This window comes from Streptomyces sp. NPDC127092 (genome assembly GCF_042722475.1).
Taxonomy (GTDB): domain Bacteria; phylum Actinomycetota; class Actinomycetes; order Streptomycetales; family Streptomycetaceae; genus Streptomyces.
In genome coordinates, this window is record NZ_JBHXFE010000254.1 from 492 (window position 1) to 1,333 (window position 842).

Genomic DNA, 842 nt, shown 5'->3' on the forward strand with positions numbered 1-842 from the left:
CCTCGGCGGAGCCGTCCGGGTAGCGGGCGGCGGCCACGGCGCGGCGGGCCATCGCGGCGTCGTCGACCATGGGCACCAGCAGCGACTGGGCGCCCAGGTCCAGGAACTGCTTGATGGCCACGGTGTCCAGCGCCGGCACGCGCACCAGGGTGGGCACACGGTAGCCGGCGATCGTGCGCAGCTGGGCGAGGACGTCCTGCAGGGTCAGCGGTGCGTGCTCGGCGTCGATGAGCAGGTAGTCGAGGCCCGCGCCGGCGCAGATCTCCGCCGTCGTCGGGTCCCCGGAGGAGAGGAACATGCCGGCGGCGGGGCGGCCCCCACGGGCGGCGACGGCCTCGGGCGTGAAGAGGTCGCGGAACAGCGGCTGCGGGTTGTGGCGGACGGGCATGGGACGTTCCTTCGGGGTTCTCCGCGCCCTCCACCCGACGCGGGTTGAGTTGTCGCGGGTGGAGCGGGGTCGTACTGGTGATAGGTCAACCCGCGTTGCGGGCGGGCGGGGCGGGGCGACGACGGCGGGCGGGTCAGGCGAAGCGGCAGGTGATGGTGCCGAGCGGGCCGTAGTCGGCGTAGACGGTGTCGCCCTCGTGCACCCACATCGGGCGGGTGAAGGAGCCGGCGAGCACGATCTCACCGGCTTCGAGCGCGTCTCCGTGCCCGGCGATGCGGTTGGCCAGCCAGTGCACGCCGTTGGCCGGGTGGTTCAGGACGCCCGCGGCCACCCCGGTCTCGATGATCTCCTCGTTGCGGGAGAGGATGCCGGACACCCAGCGCAGGTCCACGTCGTGCACGCCCACGGGGCGGCCACCGATCACCAGGGAGCCCAGGGCGGCGTTGTCCGAGAT

Annotated in this window: 1 protein-coding gene and 1 pseudogene; both read right to left on the reverse strand. The window is 73.5% G+C overall.

Annotation, left to right across the window (positions count from 1 at the left end):
- On the reverse strand, nt 1–388 hold a 388-nt coding region (locus ACFWJO_RS39465), incomplete at its 3' end, for an aldolase/citrate lyase family protein (protein WP_386873089.1).
- A 133-nt stretch (nt 389–521) separates the two neighbouring features.
- Nucleotides 522–842: pseudogene (locus ACFWJO_RS39470) on the reverse strand (2-oxo-hepta-3-ene-1,7-dioate hydratase); the annotation flags it as partial.